The 22,005-nt window shown below is 70.7% G+C and carries 12 protein-coding genes; 9 read left to right on the forward strand and 3 right to left on the reverse strand.

Annotated features, from left to right (window positions below; genetic code table 11):
- The first annotated feature begins 22 nt into the window (after positions 1–22).
- Positions 23–3,673 (forward strand): cell wall-binding repeat-containing protein, encoded by a 3,651-nt coding sequence (locus CUC05_RS07395; protein WP_170127945.1) that lies wholly within the window; start codon positions 23–25, stop codon positions 3,671–3,673.
- A gap of 162 nt (positions 3,674–3,835) precedes the next feature.
- Here CUC05_RS07395 and rpsT read toward each other — a convergent pair whose 3' ends face one another.
- Entirely contained in the window at positions 3,836–4,096 is a 261-nt protein-coding gene (gene rpsT, locus CUC05_RS07400; protein WP_108665464.1) for a 30S ribosomal protein S20, read from the reverse strand.
- Between the two features lie 498 nt (positions 4,097–4,594).
- On the opposite strand from rpsT, the gene lepA reads away from it, so the two are divergent.
- From lepA to hemW, 3 genes are all read left to right on the forward strand, one after another.
- The gene (gene lepA / locus CUC05_RS07405) at positions 4,595–6,406 is read left to right on the forward strand and encodes a translation elongation factor 4 (RefSeq protein WP_108665465.1); all 1,812 of its coding nucleotides are present in this window, start codon (positions 4,595–4,597) and stop codon (positions 6,404–6,406) included.
- 55 nt (positions 6,407–6,461) lie between these two features.
- Positions 6,462–8,705 (forward strand): cell wall-binding repeat-containing protein, encoded by a 2,244-nt coding sequence (locus CUC05_RS07410; RefSeq protein ID WP_108665466.1) that lies wholly within the window; start codon positions 6,462–6,464, stop codon positions 8,703–8,705.
- 76 nt (positions 8,706–8,781) lie between these two features.
- The gene (gene hemW / locus CUC05_RS07415; protein ID WP_108665467.1) at positions 8,782–9,924 is read left to right on the forward strand and encodes a radical SAM family heme chaperone HemW; all 1,143 of its coding nucleotides are present in this window, start codon (positions 8,782–8,784) and stop codon (positions 9,922–9,924) included.
- A gap of 15 nt (positions 9,925–9,939) precedes the next feature.
- Here the strand turns inward: hemW and CUC05_RS07420 are convergent, their stop codons facing one another.
- The gene (locus CUC05_RS07420; RefSeq protein ID WP_157965321.1) at positions 9,940–11,013 is read right to left on the reverse strand and encodes a GGDEF domain-containing phosphodiesterase; all 1,074 of its coding nucleotides are present in this window, start codon (positions 11,011–11,013) and stop codon (positions 9,940–9,942) included.
- Between the two features lie 689 nt (positions 11,014–11,702).
- On the opposite strand from CUC05_RS07420, the gene hrcA reads away from it, so the two are divergent.
- From hrcA to CUC05_RS07435, 3 genes are read left to right on the forward strand one after another with little or no spacing between them, the layout of a single operon-like run.
- Entirely contained in the window at positions 11,703–12,848 is a 1,146-nt protein-coding gene (gene hrcA, locus CUC05_RS07425; RefSeq protein WP_157965322.1) for a heat-inducible transcriptional repressor HrcA, read from the forward strand.
- On the forward strand, positions 12,848–13,978 hold the full coding sequence (gene dnaJ / locus CUC05_RS07430) for a molecular chaperone DnaJ (RefSeq protein ID WP_108665757.1): 1,131 nt from the start codon (positions 12,848–12,850) through the stop codon (positions 13,976–13,978). The genes hrcA and dnaJ overlap by 1 nt, the downstream gene beginning before the upstream one ends.
- Complete coding sequence (locus tag CUC05_RS07435) at positions 13,975–14,703, forward strand: RsmE family RNA methyltransferase (protein ID WP_108665470.1); 729 nt, start codon at positions 13,975–13,977, stop codon at positions 14,701–14,703. Before dnaJ ends, CUC05_RS07435 begins: the two co-directional genes overlap by 4 nt.
- A gap of 63 nt (positions 14,704–14,766) precedes the next feature.
- Here CUC05_RS07435 and CUC05_RS07440 read toward each other — a convergent pair whose 3' ends face one another.
- Positions 14,767–19,047, reverse strand: a complete 4,281-nt coding sequence (locus CUC05_RS07440) for an ExeM/NucH family extracellular endonuclease (protein WP_170127946.1) — start codon at positions 19,045–19,047, stop codon at positions 14,767–14,769.
- Between the two features lie 175 nt (positions 19,048–19,222).
- Between CUC05_RS07440 and CUC05_RS07445 the strand changes: the two genes are divergently transcribed.
- Both CUC05_RS07445 and CUC05_RS07450 read left to right on the forward strand, forming a co-directional pair.
- Positions 19,223–21,328 (forward strand): prolyl oligopeptidase family serine peptidase, encoded by a 2,106-nt coding sequence (locus tag CUC05_RS07445; RefSeq protein ID WP_108665472.1) that lies wholly within the window; start codon positions 19,223–19,225, stop codon positions 21,326–21,328.
- Between the two features lie 4 nt (positions 21,329–21,332).
- Positions 21,333–21,971 (forward strand): TetR/AcrR family transcriptional regulator, encoded by a 639-nt coding sequence (locus CUC05_RS07450; RefSeq protein ID WP_108665473.1) that lies wholly within the window; start codon positions 21,333–21,335, stop codon positions 21,969–21,971.
- Positions 21,972–22,005 lie beyond the last annotated feature (34 nt).

The following is a 22,005-nucleotide window of genomic DNA, read 5'->3' on the forward strand; positions in this document are numbered from 1 at the left end:
CGATATCGACCGTGGAGAACTGATGTTGCGCGCCCTTGCACGCCTCGTGTTGCTCGCCCTCGTCCTGGCCCTGCTGCCCGCCACCGCGTCCGTCGCTGCGACGCCGGAGCTGGACTTCGACAGCGACCGCCTGAACGACGAGATCCTGGCGGGAGTCCGTGCTGACGACGTCAGCGACGATCCGATCCGCAGCGATGACGCCCCGCCGTCATCGGACTTCGCCACACCCATCGCTGCTGAATCGAGCTTCGCCCAGACCAGCTGCCCGCTGAGCTTCTACCCGCCCGACCCCGACGACTCGTCGTTCTTCATCGGGGTCACGCCGTATCAGGACGTTGCCCCGCGCCTGTGTGCCGCGGCGACCTCGCCCCGCATCGACGTGCGCGTGGCCGGAGCGTCCGTCGAGGGTCGCGAGATCCCGGTGGTGGACCTCACGGCGCCGTGGTCGGCCGAGGACGCGGCCGCCAACGAGGCGCTGGAGACGCTGCTCGTCGAGGACCCGGAAGCCGCCCGGGAGCTGTTCGAGAACGGCGGGTACGACGACTACCGGCCCCACATCACGATCAACAGCAACATCCACGGCAACGAGTACGAGGGCCTGGACAGCACGCTCGACTTCATCGAGTACGTCGCCGCCGCGGACGGGAGCGACCCGATCACGGAGAACCTCGACAACCTCACCGCCGAGGAGATCGCGGCGCTGCCGACCGTCGACGAGGTGCTCAGCAGCTACGTCATCACCATCGTGCCGACGTCCAACCCCGACGGTCGCGTGATGGGACAGCGAGCCAACAGCAACGGCTTCGACCTCAACCGTGACTCCGTCACCGGCAGCCAGCCCGAGACCCACATCGTCCGGGATGTCATCACCGGCACCACCCCGCTGCTGTTCATCGACATCCACGGCTACGTCGGCTCCGCCGGGCTGATCGAGCCGTGCACCCCGCCGCACAACTTCGCCTACGAGTACGACCTGTACCTGCCCAACGCCTACGACGCGGCCCTCTCGATGGAGTCCGAGGCGTTCCGTCGCACCACGATCCTCGACGGCACCGGTCGGACCGAGACGTACCTGCCCTACCGCGATGACGACCAGGGCTGGGACGACTGGCCGCCCATCTTCATCGGCATGTACGCGATCTACCACGGCGGCAGCGGCCACACCGTCGAGGTTCCCCTGAACCCCCGCAGCGGGTCCCTGACCCCCGAGGAGCGGGCCCGTCGCGTGTCGGTCAACACCGAGTTCGCGCGTGCCTCGATCGACGGCACGATCCTCGAGGGGATGTCCAGCCGTGACGACCTGCTGGCCGACCAGATCGAGTGGAACGTCCGCGGCGTGACCGCCGCCGGCCAGCAGAACGAGAACCTGCTGGACGGGGCGTTCCCGCACTTCGACGCCCTGGACCTGTGGGAGACCGACTATCCCGACGCCTACGTGCTGCCGGTCGGTGCCGGGCAGGAGAGCGACGCAGCCGCTGCTCGCCTGGTCGACTTCCTGATCAGCCAGGACGTCGTCGTCACCCAGCTGAGCCGTCCGACCAGCATCGGTGGGACCACCTATCCGACCGGCAGCTGGGTCGTCCCGATGGCCCAGACGAAGCGGTCGATCGCCCAGACCCTGCTCGACATCGGACAGGACATCACCCCGCGCGGCATCAACGCGATGTACGACATCTCCGGGTGGAGCCTGTCGGACCTGTGGGGTGCAACCGTGGAGCGCGTCGCCAACGACCCGCTGCTCGACATCGGCGAGCCCGTCAGCGACACCCCCACCCGCGGCAGGGTCGTCGCCGGTGACGCCGTCGCCTACGCGTTCCAGATCCGTGATGCGTCCGACGTGGGTGTCCTGAACCGGCTGCACGACGAGGGGGTGACGGTGCAGCGTGCCGCCGATGGTCGCGTCCTCGTCGCGCCGTCAGCCCGTCCGTTGCTGCTTGAGATCGCCCGGACCACCGACATCACGTTCACGCCGCTGGCGTCCCTGCCCGAGGACCGCACGGTGCTCGAGCCGTTCGTCGTCGGCACCAACGTGTCCGGGCCGGAGCTGTACGTGATGACCGACGTGCTGGGGCTCGACGTCGTGCCGGTCGGCACGGCCACCGTCAACGGCACCGACCCGGACGTGTCGCTGGACGATGTCGACGTCCTGTACCTCGACGGGGCCCCCCGCAGCGTCACCGCCGATGGGTACGTGGCCCTCGCCGAGTGGATGGAGGCCGGTGGTGGCGTCGTCGCCTACGGCACCGCCGTCGACACCCTGGCCGCAGCTGGCCTGGCAACCCCCACCCGCAACACCGTGTCGCGCTCCACCAACGGCACGATCAGCGTGGCGCAGGCAGCGGACTCCGAGGTCATGCCGGGCCGGCCGGCCCAGGACGTCACCTTCGTCTACGGCCCGTCGTTCTTCAGCGACCTGCCGGCTGACTACAAGGCCGTGCAGACCGTCCTGGAGGGCGCCGCCGGTGGCGTCATGCGCGCCGGTCACTGGGCTGCGGTCGACTCCTACCCGCAGGCGGAGACCATCGGCCGGGCCGTCACCGTTGCCGGTGAGCTCGCCGACGGCGAACGCGTCGTCGTGACCGGTGCCGACACCTTGTTCCGCGACATGCTGAAGGGCCTGGACAAGGACCTCGTCGACTGGCTGATCTGGGCCGACGGTGGCGCGGCGACCACCGATGACCTGGGCGACCCGTTCGTGCAGCCGACTGCTCCGACGGACCCCGAACCGACGGACCCGGAGCCCACCGACCCCGAGCCCACCGACCCCGAGCCCACCGATCCCGGTGCGGGGACCGTCGACCGGATCGCCGGCGAGAGCCGGGTGGGCACCGCCATCGCCCTCTCCGAGGCCAGCTTCCCCGAGGGTGCCGACACCGTCGTGGTGGCCACCGCGAACGACTATCCCGACGCGCTGACCGCCGGGCCGCTGGCCGGGTTGTCGGACGGTCCCGTGCTGCTGAGCCCCGGCGACACGGTGCCGACGGAGGTGCTTGCCGAGATCCAGCGGCTGGCCCCGTCGGAGATCATCATCGCCGGTGGCACCGCCGTGATGAGCGAGGCCGCCGAGGCACAGCTCGCCGAGCTGGCCACGGTCCTGCGCCTGGCTGGTGACACGAGGTTCGGTACCGCCGCCGCGGTCTCGGCCCACTTCGCCCAGCCGGGTGGGACGGTGGTCATCGCGACCGGCGAATCGTTCGCCGATGCGCTGGCCGGTGGTGTCCTCGCTGGCCGGCGTGACGCCCCGGTGCTGCTGGTCCAGGGCAACGGTGTCCCCGACGTCACCGCCGCGGAGATCCAGCGGCTCGCCCCCTCCGACGTGATCGTCATGGGTGGCACCGCTGCCGTGACCGACGCCGTGGTCGCCGAGGTCGGGGACCTGGCCGGTGTGACGCCGCGCCGGATCGCCGGTGCGGACCGCTACGAGACAGCCGCGTTGACCGCGACCGAGCTGGGCAGCGCCGAGGTGGCGTTCATCGCCACCGCCGGGACCTTCGCCGACGCGCTGGCCGCCGTGCCGGTCGCGGTGATCCAGGACGGCGTCCTGCTGCTGGTCGACGTCGACCGTGTGCCCGAGACGGTCAGCACGGTGCTGGCCGACCTGACGCCGCCGCGCATCACCGTCCTCGGTGGCACCAGCGCGGTGTCGGAGGCGGTGGTCGACGCCCTCGGCTGATCCAGGTCCCGCCGACGGCGGCCGCCTTCCCCCGGGGAGGCGGCCGCTGGCGTTCTCCGGCTCCTGCGCGTGACCGGTGACCGGGGTGGGTCCGGACACAACAACGGCGACCCCGTGGGGGTCGCCGTGGTGCGTTCCGGCCCCGGTGGCCGGGAGCGGGTGCTACAGGGCGTTGGCCCGAGCAGCCATGCGGGACTTCTTGTTGGCCGCGTTGTTCTTCTTGATCAGGCCGGAGGAGACGGCCTTGTCCAGCTTCTGGGCGGCGTCGCGGAGGGCGGTGGTCGCCGCGTCCTTGTCGCCGGACTCGACGGCCTGGTCGAACTTCTTGATGAAGGTCTTCAGGTCGGAGCGCTGGGCCTTGTTGCGGATGCGGGCCCGCTCGGTCTGACGGTTGCGCTTGATCTGGCTCTGGATGTTCGCCATGGAATGTTCCTCGTTCTGGGAGGCAGGGTGGAGACGTCTCGTTGCGGGGCCACTGGCCGGTGGTCGAATCGGCCGGGCACGCCAACATGCCGCAGGCGCGGCAGGAACGCTGGAGAATACCAGCGGCGCCGAAGGGTGTCCACCACGGCCGTTCGGCCACGCCGCCGGCCCCACCACGGCCCGGCCCGAGGCCCCTCCCTCCCCGTCGCCGCCCCTCCCTCCCCGTCGCCGTCCCACCCTCACCCGGATGGAATTGACCCCACTCCGCGCGGATCGAACGGTCGTCTGGGGTCGATTCCATCCGTTCGGCCGCGGAAAGCCGACGCGTCGGCCACGAGCCGGGGACGAATCCGTCCGAGGGTGGGGTCGATTCCATCAGCGCGGGTGTCCCGGGCGCTGCGGGTGAGCGGCCCACGCGGGCGCCCGGGGCGCGGGGCTTCTTCGAGGCACTCGGTCCTCGCGGGCTTCGCTCCTCGCGCGGCTACTCTGATCCTCGCCATGACCTACCCCATCGAGCGCATCCGCAACTTCGCGATCATCGCCCACGTCGACCACGGGAAGTCGACGTTGGCCGACCGCATGCTGCAGGTGACCGAGCTGGTCTCCGAGCGCGACATGCGCGCCCAGTACCTCGACAAGATGGACATCGAGCGCGAGCGCGGGATCACCATCAAGGCGCAGGCCGTCCGGATGCCCTACAAGTCCAAGGACGGCGGGGAGTACCTGCTGAACCTGATCGACACGCCGGGCCACGTCGACTTCTCCTACGAGGTGTCGCGGGCCATGAACGCGTGCGAGGGGGCGATCCTGCTCGTCGACGCGGCCCAGGGCATGGAGGCGCAGACGATCGCCAACCTCTACCTGGCCATCGATGCGGGCCTCGAGGTCATCCCGGTCCTCAACAAGATCGACCTGCCGGCCGCTCGTCCCGAGGAGGTGGCCAAGGAGATCTGTGCGCTGCTCGGCGGCGAGCCCGAGGACATCCTCAAGGTCTCTGCCAAGACCGGCATCGGGGTGCCCGAGGTGCTCGAGCAGGTGGTCGACCGCGTCCCGCCGCCGAGCGGCGACCCCGACGCCCCGACCCAGGCGCTGATCTTCGACTCCATCTTCGACGCCTACCGCGGCGTGATCGTCTACGCCCGTGTCGTCCAGGGACGCATGCACCCGGGCGAGAAGATCCGGATGATGGCCACCGAGTTCGAGGGCGTCATCGACGAGCTCGGCGTGACCTCCCCGGAGGCCATGCCCATCGCGGAGCTCGGTCCCGGTGAGGTGGGCTACCTCACCGCCGCCATCAAGGGGGTCGGCGAGGCCAAGGTCGGTGACACCATCACCCTGGCCGGCAAGAACGCCGCGCCTGCCCCGCTGCCGGGCTACCGCGAGCCGACGCCGATGGTGTTCAGCGGCCTGTACCCGGTCGACTCAGGCGACTTCCCCGACCTGCGCGACGCGCTGGACAAGCTGCAGCTCAACGACGCCAGCTTCAACTTCGAGCCCGAGACCTCCGTGGCGCTCGGCTTCGGGTTCCGCGCGGGCTTCCTCGGCCTGCTCCACATGGAGATCATCTCCGAGCGGCTCGACCGCGAGTTCAACATCCCGCTGGTCACCACCGCCCCCAACGTGGCCTACACCGTCACGCTGGTCGACGGCTCGGTCCTGAAGGTCTCCAACCCCGCCGACCTGCCCGAGCCCAACAAGATCGAGCGGATCGAGGAGCCCACCGTCGATGCGATGATCTACCTGCCCAGCGAGTACGTGGGTGCGGTCATGCAGCTGTGCGAGAAGCGTCGCGGGACGATGCTCAAGATGGACTACCTGACCGAGGAGCGGGTCGAGCTTCGCTACAACATGCCGCTCGCGGAGATCGTGTTCGACTTCTTCGACCGGCTGAAGTCGTCCACTCGCGGCTACGCCTCCCTGGACTACGAACCCGCCGCGATGCAGGTGGCGAACCTGGTCAAGGTCGACGTGCTCCTCAACGGCGAGCCCGTGGACGCCTTCTCCTCCATCGTGCACCGCGACAAGGCCTACGAGTACGGCAAGGCCATGGTCGGCAAGCTCAAGGAGCTGATCCCGCGCCAGATGTTCGACGTCCCGATCCAGGCTGCCATCGGCGCGAAGATCATCAGCCGCGAGACCGTGAAGGCACGCCGCAAGGACGTGCTGGCCAAGTGCTACGGCGGTGACATCTCCCGGAAGCGCAAGCTGCTGGAGAAGCAGAAGGAGGGCAAGAAGAAGATGAAGGCCGTCGGGATGGTCGAGATCCCCCAGGAGGCCTTCGTCGCCGCCCTCTCCATCGGTGGGGACTAGTCAGAAGTAATTACCGAAACGACAAACCACCTAAAGATTCCGTACTAGCCCGTCGATGTGCGTTGCGTACACACAGCGAAGGCGCACGGGCTCGTTCCCGTCGTGCCGAAAGACGGGAGCAACGCGATGTCAGCAGCGAGCACGGGGGCGCACGGACGGAATCCTGCAGCCCGACGAACGACAGCGATGGCAGTGGCGGTGGCCGTGGTGGCTGCGCTGCTGGCCACGGTTGTGCCGGCCAGCGCCCAGGAGGCGCTCAGCGTCGTCCCGGCGCGCCGCCGCTGCGGCCGATGCCTTCGGGTTCGAGGCGGACGTGGACCTGCTCGGCAACGACGTCGTCCACATCCAGCCCGAGCCCTTCCTCAGCGTCACCGCCAGCGACGCGATGATGCCCAACGCCCGTGACTCGGTGCTCGACGCCGGCCCGGTCGGCGACGGCCCTTCCGCCGGCGGGGCGAACGTCGCGGAGATCACGGTCGAGGCCGACATCTTCGCACCCATGGCCCGCGGCACCGCCGTCACCACCGATGTCGACCTGCTGCAGCCCGCCGTCGGCGACGCCCACGTCGTGACCGCCGACGCGGTCGCCGCCGTGTCCACCACGACCTGCACCGAGCAGACGCTGGAGGAGGCTGCTGCTGGCACCGCACTCACCGGTCTGACCATCGGTGGCGAGGCCATCCCCGTCGACGTGCCGTTCAACACCGAGATCGAGATCCCCAACCTGGCCCGCGTCACCATCAAGGAGGTCGTGCCGGACAGCGACGGCATCGGCTGGACCGTTCGTGGCCTGCACATCCGCACCCTCGACCCCCTGACCGGCGCCGTCGACAGCGAGATCATCGTGTCGGAGGCCCACAGCAGCGTCGACTGCGGCGACACCCCGCCGCCGTGGCCCCCGATCGACCCCGAGGGCCTCTCGGTGCAGAAGTCGATCGTCGACGCCACCCCCGGCGACGACGGCACCGTCGCCGTCGAGCCCGGTGACACCGTCACCTACGCCATCGACGTCACCAACGTCGACGAGGCGGCCTGCACCGTGAACCGGATCGTGGACTTCCTGCCGCTGCCCCTCACCGCGGACGGCACCGGCGAGGTCCTCACCGACGTCGAGCCCACCCCCCGCGGCGAGAACGGCCTGGTCTACGAGATCGAGCCCGTCGTCCTCGAACCGGGCGACAGCCTGACCGGCACGATCACGTCCGTGCTACCCGACCCGCTGGCCAGCGGTTCGTACTTCAACGACGCCGTCGCCTACGGCACCTGCGGCATCGGCCGCTCTGGCCTGTCCGCCGGCTTCACCTGGGACGGCGGCGAGACCGACCCGTGCGACTCGCCGATCACCACCGGCACGTTCTCCAGTACCTCCCGGCTGGGCGGCGACGATCGCGTCGACACCGCCCTGCGGGTCTCCGGCATGCTGTCGGTCAACGAGGCCAACGCGGTCGTCATGGCACGCTCGGACATGTTCCCCGACGCCCTCGCCGCGTCCGGCCTGGCGGCCGAGCTGTGCGCGCCGCTGCTGCTCAACGCCCCGGGTGAGCTCCACCCCGACAACCTGGCGGAGATCCAGCGGCTCGACGTCGACGAGGTCTACCTGGCCGGCGGCGAGGCCGCGCTGAGCGCCTCCATCGCCGATGACCTCGAGGCCGAGGGCATCAACGTCATCCGTGTCGCCGGCGACAGCCGCTACACCACCGCTCGGGCCATCGCCTTCGAGATCGTCCGCATCGGCGGACCCGTGGCCCGCGCCACGCTGGTCCGCGCCGACATCTTCCCCGACGCCATGTCGGCGGCCAACCTGGCCACCCACGCCCGGTCACCGATCCTCCTGACCGACTCCGACGACCTCAACGACGCCTCCGCGGCGGCGCTGCCGGCCATCCTCGACGGCGAAGCCGGCAACATGGTCTACATCGGCGGTGGTGAGGTCGCGATCGAGCCGTCGGTCGAGGCCGAGCTGAACCGCGCCTACCAGACGCGCCGCCTTGCCGGCCTCAACCGGTTCGAGACCTCGGTGGCCTTCATCGAGGAGGCCGTCGCACTCGGCGCCATCCGCGACATCACCTGGGTCGCCAGCGGTCACGACTTCCCCGACGCCCTGACCGGGTCCGTCGGCGCCTACCGGCAGGACGCCGGGCTGATGCTGACCAACCCCGATGACCTGGCCAACTCACCGGCCACGAAGACCTACCTGTCCGGCTTCGCCGAGGAGATCACCACCGCGGTGATCGTCGGCGGACCCGCGGCGGTCTCCGAGCAGGTCGAGGGACAGATCCTGGACGCCATCCGGGAGTGACGGCTGCCGCACCACGACGAACGGGCGCCCGGGTGGGCGCCCGTTCGGCGTTTCCCGTCCCGGCTACCCTTCCGTCGTGACGCCCCCGACCGCCCCCGCCCCCGTCGTGGCCGAGCGGCTGCCCGGCATCTACGTGCACGTCCCGTTCTGCCTGCGTCGCTGCGACTACTGCGACTTCACGACGTTCGCCGACCGCGACGAGGCGATCCCCGCCTATGTCGACGCGCTGTCGAGCCACATCACGCGGACGCCCCGACCGTCCACGACGTTCGGGTCGGTCTTCGTGGGCGGCGGGACCCCGACCTACCTGCCGCCGGCCGACCTCCGACGGGTGCTGCAGGCCCTCCACGACACCTTCGCCTTCGCCGAGGACGCCGAGTGGACGGTGGAGGCCAACCCCGAGACCGTCGACGCCGAGATGGCCGCCGCCCTCGCCGAGGGCGGGGTCAACCGGATCTCCCTCGGGGCCCAGTCCTTCGACACCCGCGTCCTGTCGACCCTCGGCCGCTGGCACGACCCCGACAGCGTGCCCCGCGCGATCGGCCACCTGCGCGATGCCGGCATCGACCGGCTGAGCATCGACCTGATCTACGGCACCCCCGGCGAGACCGACGCGTCGTGGGCGGCCACGCTCGACCGGGCGGTCGAGCTGGGCACCAGCCACGTGTCGGCCTACGCCCTGACCGTGGAGCCCAACACGCCCTACGCCGCGCGTGTGCGAACCGACGACGCCCTGGCCCCGGACGAGGACGTGCAGGCCGCGCGCATGGCCGTCACCGACGAACGGTTGGGGGCGGCGGGCATGCAGCGCTACGAGGTCTCCAACTGGGCGCGACCCGGCATGGAGTCCCGCCACAACCTGACGTACTGGCGGGGCAACGACTGGCTGGCGTTCGGGTCGGGCGCCCACGGGGCGTGGGAGGGACGGCGCTACTGGCTGGTGCGGGACCCCGACAAGTACGCCCGGATGGTTGCCGCCGGCCGGGAGCCGCTGGGCGGCGAGGAGCACCCCGACGGCGACGCCCGTCGGCTCGAACGGCTCATGATGGGCCTGCGGGTCACCGAGGGCGTGCCGCGCGAGGACGTCCAACCGCTGGACGCAGCGACCGTCGCCCGGCTGATCGGTCGGGGCCTGCTGACCATGCGGGCTGGGGACCGGCTGGCGCTGACCCCGGCGGGCATGCCCCTGGCTGGTGCCGTCATCCGCGAGCTGGCCTGAGCCAGCCAGCCGAGCTCAGCCCCGGGGTTGCTCGGCGGTGGCTGCCGGCGTGGCCCGTTGCCGTCGGAACCTGGCCCAGGCGAGGAACGTCGCTGGGTCGACGGCGCGCATGACGTGATGTCCCTGGGCGATGTCGGTGCCGAGCTCAGCCAGGACCGCCCACGTGTCGGCCGTCTCGACCCCCTCCGCGACCACGTCCATGCCGAGGCCGTGGCCCATCTCGATGATCGACCGCACGATCACGGCGTCGAGCGGCTCGAGGACCATCCGGTCGACGAACGACATGTCGATCTTGATCTCGTGGATCGGGAAGCGGCGGAGGTGTGACAGCGAGGAGTAGCCGGTCCCGAAGTCATCGACCGACACGCGCGTGCCGAGCTCGGCCAGCTGCGGGATGACCCCCAGCGCCTCGACCTCGCGGGTCAGCAACGCGGTCTCGGTGACCTCCAGCACGAGGCTGTCACGAGGCAGGTCGTGCTCGCCGAGCACGGTGTCGAGCCGCTGGGGGAGCCGCGGGTCGGCCACGTCGTCCCCGGTCAGGTTGATGGAGATCGGCACCGTGAACCCCGCGTCGCGCATGCGGGCACAGTGACCTGCCGCCTGGCGCATCACGACGTCGGTCAGCTCGATCAGGCGTCCGGCGCTCCGGGCCATCTCCACGATCGTCTGGGCGGGCACCCGCGTGCCGCCCGACGGCGGCCACCGGACGAGCGCCTCGGCCCCGACCAGCCTGCCGTCGCTGAAGGCGACCTTGGGCTGGTAGGCCACCTCGAGGGTGTCCATCGGGTCGGGCAGCCGGATGATCTCGGGCCGGCGGCGCACACCGGGTTCCACATGCGGGCGCCGGACCGGTGCGTCATGACCTCCGGTTGCGCCGTACATGGCTGCCGCTGCGACGCGAACCAGCTCCCCGGGGCTGTCACCGTCCACGGGGGCCGACGCCATCCCTGTGCGCAGCAGGACGCCGGGAACCAGTCCGACATCCCGTGACAGGATCCGTTCCTCGAGGCGGTGGACCATCTGCAGGGCGCGTGCAGTCGCAGCGTCGGGAGTGGCATCCGTCACGAGGCACACGACATGTTCGCCCATGGACACGACCTGATCCGAGGCTGGGTCCTCCTTGGCCAGCTGGGAGAGGAGGGGCAAGCTGGTTCGGGGCCCCCCGTGCCGAGGGCGGTCGAGTCCGGATGGTCAACGCCAGCAAGGACCACCACGAGGGAGATGCCCGATGCCCGGCGACGCGCCAGCGCTGCGGCGATGACGTCCTCGGCGTCGGGCCTGTGGTCCTGGTCCGTCGTCGAGGGGTCGGATCGGCGGTACCTCCGCAGGACCAGCAGCGCCAGACCGGCACAGACGACAAGCGTCGTGGCAGCGACCGCGGCCAGGACCGTCATCGGATGTGCCAGCAGTCCTGCTCGCTGCGGCCGACGGCCCACGTCCGCCTCGCGTCCCCTACCCCGTGCATGTGCTGCCCCCATCTGGATCGTGGTCGAGTGCCGTTCGCAGGTGGATACGGTCGCCACCGCCTGGAACTCACGGTGTGTGAAAGATCGCCGCCGATCTGTGGAGGCTATTGGCTGACAGAAGCAGGAGTGGTCATCAATGACTAGCTCTCAGTGAACGGTGTTCACGCTGAGTAGGACACCCTAAAGCAATCCATATTGCAGTATTGTGGCTACCCGGGTTCTCGACTCGAGGATTCATCGGCAGGGAGTCCTGGACCGTCCGGCCGGTGGGTGCGGTGAGCCGGTGGAGGGGAGGTGGCACCATTGGGGGCCGTGGCAATCGACCCGACCGCAGCGGTACCCGAGCTGGACGAGCGCAAGTCCGCCGTCCTGCTCGCGGTCGTGCGCGCCTACGTCCGGGTGGGGGAGCCCGTGGGATCGCGCAGCGTCGTCGACGAGGCGGGCCTGTCGGTGTCCTCGGCGACCGTCCGCAACGAGATGGCCGCGCTGGAGGAGGCCGGCTACATCAGCCACCCCCACACCTCCGCCGGACGCATCCCCACCGACAAGGGGTACCGCTTCTTCGTCGACGCCCTCCGGGGCCAGACCAGCGCCGACCCCGACGTGTCCGCCGAACAGGTCGCGCTGCTCGACGACCTGCTCGCCGGTGCCACCGACCTCGAGGACCTGCTGCACAAGGCCACGACGGCCCTGTCCCGGCTGACCCGCTTCGCCGGGCTCGTCGCGGCGCCACGACTCGACCGGTCACGGCTCAAGCACATCGAGCTCGTGCAGCTGGCGCCCGCCACGATCCTGGCCGTGGCCATCGCCGACACCGGACGGGTCACCAAGCGCATGGTCGAGCTCGCCGAACCGCTGGCCGAGGTCGACGTGCAACGAGCGCGCCACGCGATCAACGCCGCCGCGACCGGCCTTCGTGGCCACGACGCACCCGACGCGATCTCCGGTTTGTCCGCCGGCGCCCCCAGCGAGCTGACCGAGCTGATCGAGCGAGTGGCCGAGGCCGTCCGCTCCGGCATCGAGGACCCCGACACCCGATCGCGGGGCCTCTACGTGGGCGGCACCTCCGCCCTTGCGGCCGAAGGACAGTTCGCCCGGCTCGAGCAGGTCAAGCGGGTCTACGAGACGCTCGAGGAACAGGTCGTCGTCCTGCAGGTCCTGCAGGATGCGCTGGCGGACGCCGATCCCGGTGTCCGCATCGGTGCCGAGCTGCCCCTGCGCGAGCTCGAGGCCTGCGCCATCGTGGCGTCCTCCTACGACGCCCCCAGCGAGTCCGCCGGCCAGATCGGCGTGCTGGGCCCAAGCCGCATGGACTACCGCGCCACCCTCGGCGCCGTCCGGGCGGTCGCCGACACCCTGGAGCGGGCCATCGCCGGCATGACCGGCACCGGTCCCTCGCGGACGGCGGACCGCCTCAGGACCTCCAACCCTCCGCACCCGACGAACAGCGATGAATGATGCCGACCGTGCGTGATCTCTACGACGTGCTCGGGGTGTCCAAGGACGCCACCGACGCAGACATCAAGAAGGCCTACCGCCGCAAGGCGCGAGAGCTGCACCCCGACCAGGGTGGTGAGGAAGAGGCGTTCAAGGAGCTCTCCGCCGCCTACGAGGTGCTGAAGAACCCCCAGGCCCGCGCCAACTACGACCGGTTCGGTGACCCACGGGGCCCCGGCGGAGGCATGGGCGGCGGCGACCCGTTCGCCGGCTTCGGTGACCTCTCGGACCTGCTCAACGCCTTCTTCGGTCCCCGGGCAGGGGGGCCGAGCGCTCGCCAGGACGCCTCCGGCAGCGGCCGCAACGCCATCGTCGACGTGAGCGTGACCCTCCAGGAAGCCGCCACCGGCGTGGACAAGGAGGTCGAGGTCACCCTCAACCGCACCTGCACGACGTGCAGCGGGACCGGCGCCGCAGACGGGTCCCGCCCGGTGACGTGCAGCACCTGTCGTGGACAGGGTGCCGTCCAGCGGGTCCGCAACGGGATCTTCGGGCAGATGTTGACCCAGACGACGTGCCCCGACTGCCAGGGCACCGGCAAGACCGTCGCCGACCCCTGCCGGGACTGCCGCGGGGACGGGCGCCAGCAGACCACGGAGACGTTGACCATCCCCGTGCCCGTCGGCATCGACGACGGTCGCCGTGTCCGCCTGACCGGCAGGGGAGAGGCTGGTCGCAACGGCGGCCCGGCCGGTGACCTCTACGTGCGCGTGAACGTCGAACCCCACGACGTCTTCACGCGTGACGGCGACGACCTGCACTGCGAGCTGCGGATCTCCATGATCCAGGCGGCGCTCGGGACCAAGCTGGACCTCGAGACCCTCGATGGGCACGAGGAGGTGGCGGTCCCGGGCGGCACCCAGTTCGGCGACGTCATCACCCTGAAGCGCAAGGGCATGCCCCGTCTCGGCATGGACGGCCACCAGCGCGGAGACCTGTTCGTGCACTGCCGCGTCGAGACGCCCCGCAACCTCGACCACGACGACCGCGAGCTGCTGAAGGCCATGGCCCAGCGGCGCGGCGAACACGTCGACGAGCAGTCCGGTGGCCGTGGCTTCTTCGGACGCCTTCGCGACGCGTTCGGCGGGTGACCAGGCCCGGCCTGCCCACCCGCGGCCACCACGTCTTCGTCCCCCCGTTCGGTGATGCCGACCGTGTGGTCGTCGACGGGGACGAGGGCCATCACCTGGCCGGCGTCCTGCGGGTGCGCGCCGGCCAACCGGTGAGCCTCGCCGACGGCAGCGGAGCGGTGTTCGCCGCCGAGGTCGAGGACGTCGACCGCCGGTCGGTGACGGTCAGGATCGGCCAGCGCTACCACCTGCCGCGACCCTCGCCGAGCCTGTGCGTCGTCCAGAGCCTCCCAAAGGGCAAGAAGATGGAGGAGGTGGTCCAGCGCCTCACCGAGGTCGGCGTCGACCGGATCCGTCCGGTCGTGTCCGAGCGCACCGTCAAGCGCCCCGACGGCAAGGCCGACCGCCTGCAGGACCGGTGGGAGGCCATCGCCCGGGCGGCTGCCCAGCAGTCCCGTCGTGCACGGCTGCCCGTCATCGATCCGATCGGGGAGTGGCCGGTGCCGGGGGCCGTGGGTGTGGTGCTGTGGGAGGAGGCTGTGCTGCCGCTGTCGGAGGCGGTTCGTGGGCTGCCCGAGGCGCCGGAGATCGTGGTGGCCGTCGGGCCGGAGGGAGGGTTCACGCCGAGGGAGGTCGAGGCGAGCGGCCTGACGCCGTGCGCGCTCGGTCCCTCGATCCTGCGCACCGAGACCGCCGGCGTGGTCGGCGCCAGCCTGGTCGCCCACCTGCTGGGCCGGATGGGCTGATCCCGCTGACGACATCGGCCCCCTCCCGTGGTGGGAGGGGGCCGTCGTCGTCCGATGGCCGCGCTAGCCGATCGCCTCGACCGCCGCCTCGCAGGCGGCGGAGGAGGCCAGGCACATGACCTCGGCGTCGGCCTCGACCATGTCGGCCAGGGCCGCGAGGGTCTCCGGCGGCAGGTCGTCGCCGTTCGCCAGCAGGATCGGTGCGTCGAACACCGCAGCGGGTGCCGCAGCGGTGAAGCCGCCCTCCCACGCGTCGTCGGCCTGGCCCTCGCTGATGATGACGACGTCGGCCCGGCGGTCGTCGCCGAAGCCACGTTCCGTCGCGATCCGTGCCGCGGTGTCGAAGCGGTTGGCACCGGCGACCCGGTCGCTGGTGAAGCCCAGGTCGCGGACCGCGTCGAGGACGGCATCGGCCAGCGCTGCCGGCCCGCCGACGAGGGTGGCCTCGCTGGCGATCGACGCCTCCAGGTGTGCGGCGGTCGAGTCGCTGAGCACCTCGGTCTGCGACAGCAGGACCGACCGGTCGCCGCCGGCGGCCCAGCCGCCTGCCGCGAGCGAGTCGGCGAACGCCTGGGTGGCGTCACCGTCGCCCGGGAAGGCACGGGCCAGCAGGGGCTGGGCGGTCCCGACCAGCTCGGCGACTGCCTGCGCGGTCTCCAGTCGAGTCGGTCCGGCGATGCGCCGGACGTCCAGGCCCTCGGCGACAAGGGCGTCCTCGACGTCCTGTCCGACGGCGTCGACGCCGCCGAGGATCCAGACCGCGCCCACGCCCAGCCGCTGGATCTCGGCCAGCACCTCGTCCTCGAGGGCGTCGGGGTCGTTGAGCAGCAGCGGACGGGTGTCCTGCAGCGCGCCGGAAGCCAGCGCGTCGGCGAAGACGGTGTCGCTGGCCAGCAGCGCCTCGGTGGCGACAGCCGCCGGGACGACCTGCTGGAACAACGAACGCGCGCCGTCGACGAAGGTCTGCTGCGACACCGTCACCGACGTGCAGGTCGCGTCGTCGTCGCACTGCTCGCGGATCGACCGGTCGCCGGTCGGCGGTTCGGTGGGCTCCTCGGTCGGCGTGCCCGGGTTGCCGCCGCCACCCGTGCTGGGTTCGTCGAGGTCCAGGCCGACGACCACGGGGTCGTGGTCGGACGCGCGGAAGGGAATGTCGCCGTTGAAGTACCCGGGGTTGCGCCCGAAGTCGGTGTTGTAGTCGATCAGGTCGGCCTCGTCGGCGTTGATGTGCCATTCGGCGGCACCGGTGACCTGCGACGCGAGCGAGGCGTTGGCGAGGGCGTAGTCGAGGGTGCCCTCGGCCCCGTCGAAGACGTAGCCGTAGGTGGCAGTGCCGGCGAGGTTGGTGTAGCCCGCATCCTCGATCGTGCGGATCGGGTCCTCCATCCCGTAGGCGTTGAGGTCACCGAGGACGAGGACGTCGGGGTCGCCGGAGCCGGTCGGGTCGGTGGCGAGCCAGTCGACGAGCTCCTGTGCCGCTGCGGTCCGGGTGCCGTTGCAGTTGCCCTGGAACGTCACGAGGTCGTCGTCCCCTGCGCCGCAGCCGGACCCCTTGGACTTGAGGTGGTTGATGACCGCCGTGAAGCGGCCGCCGCCGGGTGTGGTGAAGGTCTGGGCGAGGGCAGGACGGTTCTTGGGGTCGCCGGGGGTGAGTGGTGCGACGAAGTCGGCTGTGTCGAGGACGGCGAAGGCGCCGACCGGGGTGACGGCTGCGGGGCGATAGACGAACGCCTGCCGGATGGCGTCGGTGCCGATGGCACCGGTCTCGACCTGAGCCCAGGTGCCGGCGCCGAGGACGGCGTTGAGCTCGTCCACGAGCAGCTGCACCGCCGTGTTGTCGGTGTCGTTCTCGATCTCGATCAGGCCGACCACGTCCGCGTCGAGGTCGATGAGGGCCTGGACGGTCTTGTCGAGCTGTCGGTCGAGCTCGTCGGCGGAGTCGGCGCCGCGGCACTCCTGGTCACCGGCGGGACCGCAGATGTCGTTGACGCCGTCGTCGATGGTCTCGAAGAAGTTGAGCACGTTGAAGGACGCCACGGTGATGTCGCCGCCCACTGCCGGAGGGGTGACCGGCCTGACTCGATCGCTGTCCTCGAACGTCAGCTGGTCGGGATGCACCATCAGGCGGTGCCGCTCCTCTCCCGAGCTGCCCGAACCCGTGGCGTAACGCACGAAGGCCGTGAGACCGGTCACGGACTGCCCACGTCGGATGTTGTCGGTGTAAGGGGTGACCGAGGGATCCTCGACGAACGGCACGGGCTCGGGGTTCTGGATGCCGGATCCGTCGTCGAGCATGACCTCGTTCAGCAGGTTCTGCGCCGCGGTGTCGTTGGACCCCGTGGACCCGGGCAGGTTGTCCTGGTTGGGGTGGCGGTGCGGTGCGCCGCTGGCCAGCAGGACCTCGCCGAAGCGGTCGAGGTTGAAGTACTCGGTGACGAACAGCTCCTGGGCCATCTGGACCCGCATGCCCTCCACGGCCTCGAGGGCATCGGCCGTGTCGAGCGGGAGCGTGACCGTCGCGGCCGAGGGGAGGGGGTTGCCGCTGCTCTGGACGGTGACAGTGGCGTTGTCCAGCTGGGTGTCGCCGAACCGTTCGTTGACGTCGGCTTCGACGGTCACGAGGTCGCCGACTGCCACATCCACGGCGGGATCGCCGAAGCTGCCCTGCCAGACGAAGATGCCTTCGGAGGTGTCGGGGTCCCCGTCGGCCTGGAGGTCCTCCTCCTGCACGAAGAAGCCGCCGAGGTTGCCGTCGCCGCCCGCGGCCGAACCGCCCTGGAAGTCACCGACGACGATCGCCTCGATCTGGACGCGGGTGTCGTTGGGCAGCGGGGGCGTGTCGGAGGCGCCCTGGATCTCGTGGATCAGCACGATGGCAGGGGTGCCACCGCCGCCACCGGTTGGGGCGGCGGCACCGGGGGTCGACGTCGCGATCGCCCAGGTCTGGTCGAGGTCCTCCGACGTCTCGTCGTGGCCGAGCGCGCCGTTGCCGCCGGACATGGTCTCGGTGCCCTCGTCGAGGTCGACCCGCTGGAAGCTCGATCCGTCGGAGTGCCCGGTGTCCACGATCACCTGGTTGGCGATGGCGGTGTCGTCGAGGTACGTGGTGGCGTCGGTGTCTGCGTCGGGGCCGTCGATGGCCACACCGGTCTTGTCCACGGCCTCGGCGGTGTCGCCCCACAGGACGTAGTCGAGGTCGGTCACGAGGTCGCTGTCACCGTCCCAGTGGTACAGGACCGCGACCTCCCCACCGTTGGTCAGCCCACCCTGGTTGTTGATCGAACCCGCGAACGCCTCGCGCATGTCCGGGACGGAATCGGCGCTGGCGCCGTCCTCGAACAGCTCGTAGGTCGGGTTGGATGCGAACGCGGCGAAGAAGTCATCCGAGCCGGCCAGGGCCACGGTCTGGTACTCGCCGGCACCGATCGAGGCCCCGTCGGGGAAACGGGCGTGGAAGTCGCTGAACGAGCCACCGCCAGCGTTGGTTCCCGTGACGACGTTGTAGTAGTAGGTCCCGCCACCAGCGAACGTTGCGTCGGTGAGGTAGACGTCGGACAGGTCGACGCTCGCGCCACCGGGGTTGTGGATCTCGATGAACTCCGCGGCGGTCGGGGTGACCACGACCTCGGTGAGGAGCAGCTCGGGCACGACGGGGCTCGCGCCGTCGGTGACGACGACGTTGTCGAACGCGATGTCCTCGTCACCCGCGTCGAGGTTGCTGATCATGATCCGCAGGTCGAGCGTCGACCCGGTGCCGGGGATGCCAGCAGCGAACTGGGTCAACGTCGCGGTGAGCGCTGTTCCGTCTCCGACCCCGTCGAAGTCGGTGTCGAGGGCCGGTTCGGTGTTCGTGTCACCGGTGGACTCGAACGCCAGCACGGTGTCGTAGCCACCGCCGTCGAGCTGCGCCTGGACCAGCACCGAGCTGTCCGGGTCCCAGTCCTGGTTCGTCCCGTCGTCGTCCTCGGCGAAGAGTCCACAGAACTCCAGCCCGGTCATGCCCGTGACGTCCAGTCCTGTCCAGTCCAGGGTGAGGACCGCAGGTTGCCCGTCGCCGTCGGTGTCCATGGCGGCGAAGTAGCTGGTGCCCTGGACACCGGCGATCTCGTAGAAGCCGCCGACGTTGCTGCCGTCCGTGCGGGTGAAGAAGTCACCGGCCAGGTCGCTGAACTCAGCGACCGACGGGGTGTAGGTGACGGTGGCGTCCTCGAAGTCCTCGTGTACCACCGGCGCACCGGAACAGGAGGCGGCAGCAGCCGGGATGGACAGGGCTGGGCTGGTCGCGAGGAGGCTGGCGACCAGCGCCAACAACGCGACGAGGATCGAGGGACGGCGGAGTGACATGGAGGCTCCCGGTGTGGATGGTGGCGATGGCGGTTGACGTGCGAGGGGGGACGCTAGCAACGTCGCCGTCGACGTGCGTGAACACCGGGTCTGCCGGTGCCGTGAACATCCGGTGGCTGACGAGTGACGGTGGTCGGCGTCGGTGCCCGACCGACCCATCGGGCAGGATGGCCGCATGCGTGCACCCACGACCCGCCGGGACGAGACCGTCGTCGACGTGATCCACGGGGTGACCGTCGCCGATCCCTACCGGTGGCTGGAGGACCAGGAGTCCCCGGAGGTCGCCGACTGGGTGTCCGCACAGAAGGCCGTCACCGACGCCCACCTCGGCGCCATCCCGCAACGGGACGAGCTGCGCGACCGGCTTGCCGCGGTGTGGGACCACCCCAAGGTCGGAGTCCCGTGGCACCGGGCCGACACGTGGCTGCAGATGCGCAACACCGGGGTGCAGGAGCAGCCGGTCCTGTGGACCGCCGACGCACCCGACGCCGAGGGGCGGGTCCTGCTCGACCCCACCGAGCTCAGCGAGGACGGCACCGTCTCGCTCGCCGACGTGGCGCTCAGCCCCGACGGCCGCCTGCTGGCCTACGGCACCTCCGACGGCGGGTCGGACTGGATCACCTGGCACGTCCGCGACGTCGCCACCGGCATGGACCTGCCCGACGAGGTCCGCTGGGCCAAGTTCGCCAGCGCCGCATGGCTGCCGGACTCCAGCGGCTTCTTCTACGGCGCCTACGACCCGCCCGAGGCCGGCACGGAGATGGCGGCCACCAACACCCACCACCAGCTGCGCCTCCACCGACTCGGTGACGACGGCCCGGACCCCGTCGTGCACCGACGCGACGACGAACCCGAATGGGGCTTCTCGCCCGCCGTGACCGAGGACGGCCGCTGGCTGGTCGTCACCGTCTGGCAGGGCACCGAACCCCGTACCCGACTGCACCTCGCCGCCCTCGACGGCGATCCGGCCACCCCCGACATCCGCCCCTGGCTGGACGACTTCGACGGTGAGTACACCGTCGTCGGCAGCGACGGCGACACCCTGTTCGTCCGCACCGACGCCGGTGCGCCCTCGGGTCGCCTGCTGGCCGTCGACGCCCACGACCCCACCCAGCCCACCGAGGTCCTCGCCGAACGCGCCGAGGCCCTCGTCGCCGTCAGGTGGGTCGCGGGTCGCTTCGTCGTGGTCCGCGTGGTGGACGCCGTCCACGAGCTGGCCGTCCACGACCGCGACGGTGCCCGGATCACCGTCGTCGACCTACCCGACCTCGGCAGCGTCGGCAGCATCACCGGTCGCAGCGACGACACGGCGGTGCACCTCTCCCTCTCCTCCTTCACCAGCGTTGCGAGCGTGCACCGGCTGGACCTGTCCGCCGGACCGCCCGCCCTGCGCGAGGTCACCCCGTCGCCGGCCGGCGTGCCCGACGCCGTCACCGAGCGGGTCATGGTGGAGTCCACCGACGGCGCCGTCGTGCCGATGTTCGTCATCCATCGCACCAACACGATCGGCCCCGGGCCGACGATCCTGTACGGCTACGGCGGGTTCGGCATCCCGCTGACCCCCGAGTTCCGGCTGTGGTGGACCGCCTGGCTGGAACGCGGTGGCACGATCGCCGTCGGCTGCTTCCGCGGCGGGGCCGAGTACGGACGGGCGTGGCACGACGCCGGACGGCTCGACCAGAAGCACCACACCTTCGACGACGCCCTCGCGTGCGCCTCGTGGCTGGTCGAGGAGGGATGGACGACACCGCCGCAGCTGGCGATCACCGGCGGGTCCAACGGCGGGCTCACCGCCGCCGCGAGCATGATCCGGGCCCCCGAGGCCTTCGGTGCCTGCGTGCCCGAGGTGGGTGTGCTGGACCTACTGCGATTCCACCGCTTCACCATCGGCTGGGGCTGGACCAGCGACTACGGGGACCCCGATGACCCCGACGACTTCCCGCGCATCCTCGGGATGTCCCCGCTGCACACCCTGACCGAGGGCACCTGCTACCCACCCACCCTGATCACCACCGCCGACCGCGACGACCGGGTCGTGCCCGCCCACTCCTTCAAGTTCACCGCCGCGATGCAACGCGCCCAGGGCTGCGACAACCCGGTGCTGGCACGGATCGACACCCGGGCCGGCCACGGCGCCGGGACGCCCACCTCCAAGGTGATCGACGCCCGAGCCGACGTCCTCGCCTTCCTCGTCCACCACCTCGGCGACCCGGCCGACCACCCCGGAGCCGTGTCGGGTTCCGACGACGGGCGGCCCACCATCCGACACGCGAAGGGGTGAGGCCATGGCACGCATGACCGCTCGGGAACGCCGCGACCAGCTCGTCGGGGTCGCCAAGGCCGTCTTCGCCGAGGTGGGCTACGACGGCGCGACGGTCGAGGAGATCGCCGCGCGGGCGGGCGTCTCCAAGCCCGTGGTGTACGAACACTTCGGGGGCAAGGAGGGGATCTACGCCGTCGTCGTCGACCGCGAGTCCACCCGCCTGCTCGACAAGATCACCTCCTACATCCACGGCGAGGCGGGCGGACGGCAGATGGTCCACGCCTCGGCCATGGCCTTCCTCCACTACATCGAGGAGGATCCCGACGGCTTCCGGGTGCTGACCCGCGACTCGCCGTCGAGCCTCGGGACCGGCGGCATCGGCGGGCTGCTGGCCGACATCGCCGCCAAGGCCGAGGGCGTGCTGCAGGACTTCTTCGTCCGCAGCGGCCTGGATCCGGACACGGCGATCATCTACGCCGGTGGGCTGGTCGGCATGGTCGCCCACGTCGGCGCGTGGTGGGCGCCCGTCCAGCAGCCCGACGCCGCGACGGTCGCCGCACACATCACGGCGCTCGCCTACCACGGCCTCCAGGGGTTGCCGGCCAACCCAGTGGCGTCCCTCGACCCGCCGAAACCAACGAACACCGAAACGTCACCCTGATGACAGGGGGCAGTGCTCACGAGCCCGTTTCACC

It is taken from the genome of Euzebya rosea (assembly GCF_003073135.1).
GTDB classification, from domain to species: domain Bacteria; phylum Actinomycetota; class Nitriliruptoria; order Euzebyales; family Euzebyaceae; genus Euzebya; species Euzebya rosea.